Here is a 3808-nt window from a genome sequence, read left to right as displayed (position 1 = left end):
CCCACCCGCAGAAACGAAAAAGAACCTGCTCGGCATCGCCAGCAAAGCCCGCAGTAAAAACCCCGAAATCCTGATCCTCATTGCTGGCATGGAAATGCCCGACAACATGGGCCAAGAATTCTTAGAGGCCTTCAAAAACACCTTCCCCGAAGCCGCCAAAGAATCGGAATCAACTCTCATCCCCTTCCTTCTAAAAGGCGTCGGTGGAGTAGTAAAACTCAATCAAGACGATCGCATTCACCCCACCGCAGAAGGCCAAGCTCTCGTCGCAGAAAATGTCTGGGAAATCCTAAAACCAGCCATTGAAAGCAGTGAATGAGGGCATACGTGTATGAACGGCCAGCAATACTACGTCATCGCTCCAAGTGCGAAGATCACAGTCACGGCTGACCACAAGAGGATGAAAACAATATGAACTAACGTCTCTAGATACTTACCCCGCCATAATTTTGGTGAATACCAAAACAGCTGCATGATGAGTCTCACGAACCAGAAAAAGGATAACCCAAAAAGTATTTTTTTCCCTAATTCGGTATGCAGCAACAATTCCGCGGAACTAAAACAGAGCAAGCCCATCAGAAATACAGTGAGTGCTATGAAGAATGTGTACACGGTCATGAGTTGTTGATTCACTAGACTGAGCCGTGGCAACTCGTGCTTCCACTCGAATACTTTTGGAAACACCGCATGAATGATAGCTAGAATCACTAATCCGCAACCGATCAATTGTATTAACAAGGTCATCGTTTGGTGAGGATAAAGGTGGTTACAAAGGGTGTCGTTTTCAGCTCTTGCTTAACCTCCAATTTACTTTCACAGAAATTACTCAGCCATTCTTTTTTAGAATAAAAATGAAAAGCTCCTAGCGAATATACTGTAAAATTCTGTATATCACTCAGGTGCTCTGTGATGTAAATTTCCCCATTTTCAGCCAGCACACGATTAAGCTCGTTTAACATAGTAACTCGCTCTTCTCTGTCTCGGATTTCGTGGAGAGAAAACATGGCGATGATTCTATCTACAGATACGTCCTCAGCTGGTATCGAGTGAGACGCAATTTTTTAGGCTTCCTCCGGCGGCGGATAAATGGCCCTCGCTCGGGCTATCGATGCCTTAGCTTTGAGGTAAGCTCCAAACCCCATGGTCTAACGGTGACTCGCTAGACTTAGGTGATCTAGGGTAAATAGTCAAGATTCAATTCAAACTCTGGCGCTCTGAGAAAAGCTCCGCAATAACTCGATGCTGCCAGAACCCAATGTTGACGCATCATCACTCAGAGAGTAGCAATTCTTTAGCACTATAAAGATTTTCACACTTTAACATTCAAGAAAATGTCAAAACCAATTACCAAACCAGAACGCCCATTTTTTTCCTCAGGTCCTTGTGCCAAAAGACCTGGCTATGACCTAGCTAATCTAAACACAGAATGCCTCGGCCGTTCGCACCGCTCAGCGATCGGCAAGGCTGTGCTGAAAGAGGCAATCGATAAAACCCGCAAGATCCTCAACATCCCTGATGACTACCTCATCGGCCTAGTCCCGGCATCTGACACTGGCGCCGTGGAAATGATCTTATGGCACACTCTCGGTGAGCGCACAGTCGACGTCTGCCACTGGGAATCCTTCGGTAAAGGCTGGCTTACTGACATCACCAAGCAACTCAAACTACCTGAAGTAAACGAAATCACAGCGGACTACGGAGTTCTTCCAGACCTCTCTCAGGTATCCCCAGCGAACGACGTCGTATTCACCTACAATGGCACGACCTCAGGTGTCCGCGTTCCCAATGCAGACTGGATCTCAGATGACCGCGAAGGGATCACTATCTGTGACGCCACTTCTGCAGCCTTCGCCATGGATCTCCCATGGGCAAAGCTGGATGTCACCACCTATTCTTGGCAAAAAGTTCTCGGCGGAGAAGGTGGTCACGGCATGATCATCCTCAGCCCTAAAGCAGTCGCTAGAATCGAGTCCTTCAAGCCAGATCGTCCGCTGCCTAAAATCTTCCGTCTACTCAGTGGCGACTCAATCAATGCCGGCATATTCCGTGGTGAAACCATCAACACACCATCCATGCTCGCCGTCGTCGACTACATCGACGCACTCGACTGGGCTGAGTCCATTGGTGGACTTCCTGCCATGATCGCCCGTGCAGATGCAAATACAGCAGTCATCGATAAGTTCGTGGCTGAGCGCGACTGGGCCAACAACCTAGCTGTGGACCCAGCCACCGCCTCCACCACCTCTGTTTGCCTCACCCTCAACCTCGCGGCCGACAAGGTCAAAGCGATGGTCAAGCTCCTCGGCTCAGAGGACGCAGCCTATGACATCGGCGCTTACCGTGACGCCCCAGCAGGGCTCCGCATCTGGTGTGGAGCTACCGTCAACAGCGAAGACCTAGAGGCGCTCATCCCATGGCTCGACTGGGCCTACGCTGAAGTGCAAAAATAAATGACGCGAGGGACTTAATTACTCGCCTCCAAGACCTAGCCAATATCGAGGACATTTTAGACCTGGAGAATGAAATTGCAGCTCTTACCGACATAACGAAAGTCACCGACCTCCTGGATAAAAAGAGCGGCATTTACGGAAAGTTGGAAACTGAAGTAAATGGCAAGACAATCGAAAGAAAGAGCGAAGATTACAAACGCTACGCTCTCACTAATGCGCGAGTTTCTTCCTACGAAACTGAGAGAAAGGAAACAGTCAATTCCTTGGACATGGTTTCGACTCAGCTCGCTCAAGCCCTGGAAGACGCGAGAAATGCTACAACGCAAGCAGAGCAACTAGCTGTACTCACAAAAATTGAAGCTCTCATGGTGCAAATGAGCATCACTGAAACGCGATTCAACACAAGAATGTACGACTTGCACACTCAGACACTAGCAAATGCTGATCGCCAGATCATGGAAGAGAAAAACTACCAGGACACCAAAGCAACCCAAACAAAAGCTATAGGTGAAGCGATTGGAAAGAGTGCTGACAAAGGAACGGAAAACCTCAAAACCCTCGAATATGAGGGTTACAAATTTAACGAAAACATAAATAAATAAATAGATGAAGAAAATAAATAAAGCACTAGCACTAGCAGCCCTTTCAACACTCTTCGCATCCTGTAACAAGGAGCAGGAAGCGACTGTTTTGACAGTGAGTGGAGTACAAGCACCGATTAGCCAGGCTCAACAAATAGAAGGAGTATGGGTCCTCAATGAGAACGCAGAAAAGTATCAAGCCGAACTGAATGCAAAGTACCGAGAGGACTTCGAATTTTTCAAAAACCAAGTCTACATTGAGTGGAAATATGAGTGCATCAACAAACGTCCAGACGAACACTTAGACCGACTTAAAAGTTACGAGATAGCGACAAAATACAAACCAACTAAAGAGTTCTTTGAGAGAATATTTAAGAACCAAAGGAGTTGGAATCCTGTAATGCTTGATTGGTTCGATGAGATCAACCACCAAGAGCAAATCGAATACTTGAAACAGTTTTAAGCAATGCTAACAAACTTCACATCAGTCTTTGAGAACCTAGAAGTCATTTTAATGACTCTAGCATACGTTATTTTGTTCTCATTCCATATATGGAACATCTTCACGTAAGGACAAGGGTTCTCAATGAGCTATTTCATGTCAGCTTTCATGATTATCCTGCTCATCGCATACTTACCAGATATGTATGTAGGGCTAGTTGAAGTTTCAAAATCAATCGGTAAAGAGCTCCAACCGACAAACAGCTCAACCACTTACGAGTTCTTCAAGGAATACAGTAGCAAAGCAACGAAGTACGCTTCGGGTGCTTGGGTAAC

5 protein-coding genes and 1 pseudogene are annotated in these 3808 nt (G+C 46.6%); 4 read left to right on the top strand and 2 right to left on the bottom strand.

Going from position 1 to position 3808, the window contains the following annotated elements:
- Positions 1-319, top strand: a pseudogene (locus ABGY95_RS05730) (arylesterase); the annotation flags it as partial.
- A gap of 29 nt (positions 320-348) precedes the next feature.
- Here the strand turns inward: ABGY95_RS05730 and ABGY95_RS05725 are convergent.
- A complete protein-coding gene (locus ABGY95_RS05725; protein WP_347440736.1) occupies positions 349-744 on the bottom strand; it encodes a hypothetical protein in 396 nt (131 codons plus the stop codon).
- A complete protein-coding gene (locus ABGY95_RS05720; protein ID WP_347440737.1) occupies positions 741-1043 on the bottom strand; it encodes a class I SAM-dependent methyltransferase in 303 nt (100 codons plus the stop codon). Before ABGY95_RS05720 ends, ABGY95_RS05725 begins: the two co-directional genes overlap by 4 nt.
- Before the next feature lie 288 nt (positions 1044-1331).
- Here ABGY95_RS05720 and ABGY95_RS05715 point away from each other — a divergent pair, with 288 nt between their 5' ends.
- The 3 genes from ABGY95_RS05715 (at position 1332) to ABGY95_RS05705 (ending at position 3494) form a co-directional block, all read left to right on the top strand.
- Positions 1332-2450, top strand: a complete 1119-nt coding sequence (locus ABGY95_RS05715; protein WP_347440735.1) for a phosphoserine transaminase — start codon at positions 1332-1334, stop codon at positions 2448-2450.
- A 143-nt stretch (positions 2451-2593) separates the two neighbouring features.
- On the top strand, positions 2594-3052 hold the full coding sequence (locus ABGY95_RS05710; RefSeq protein WP_347440734.1) for a hypothetical protein: 459 nt from the start codon (positions 2594-2596) through the stop codon (positions 3050-3052).
- 4 nt (positions 3053-3056) lie between these two features.
- The gene (locus tag ABGY95_RS05705) at positions 3057-3494 is read left to right on the top strand and encodes a hypothetical protein (RefSeq protein WP_347440733.1); all 438 of its coding nucleotides are present in this window, start codon (positions 3057-3059) and stop codon (positions 3492-3494) included.
- Positions 3495-3808: the final 314 nt, after the last annotated feature.

It is taken from the genome of Rubritalea sp., from assembly GCF_039830215.1.
Lineage (GTDB): Bacteria > Verrucomicrobiota > Verrucomicrobiia > Verrucomicrobiales > Akkermansiaceae > Rubritalea.
The sequence above is the reverse complement of the archived record's forward strand: the minus strand, read 5'-3'. Positions and strand labels throughout refer to the sequence as shown.

Excerpts from the sequence above, each read along its gene's own strand:
- ABGY95_RS05725 (WP_347440736.1), bottom strand. The coding sequence starts at position 744 with ATGACCTTGTTAATACAATTGATCGGTTGCGGATTAGTGATTCTAGCT.
- ABGY95_RS05715 (WP_347440735.1), top strand. The coding sequence starts at position 1,332 with ATGTCAAAACCAATTACCAAACCAGAACGCCCATTTTTTTCCTCAGGT.
- ABGY95_RS05705 (WP_347440733.1), top strand. The coding sequence starts at position 3,057 with ATGAAGAAAATAAATAAAGCACTAGCACTAGCAGCCCTTTCAACACTC.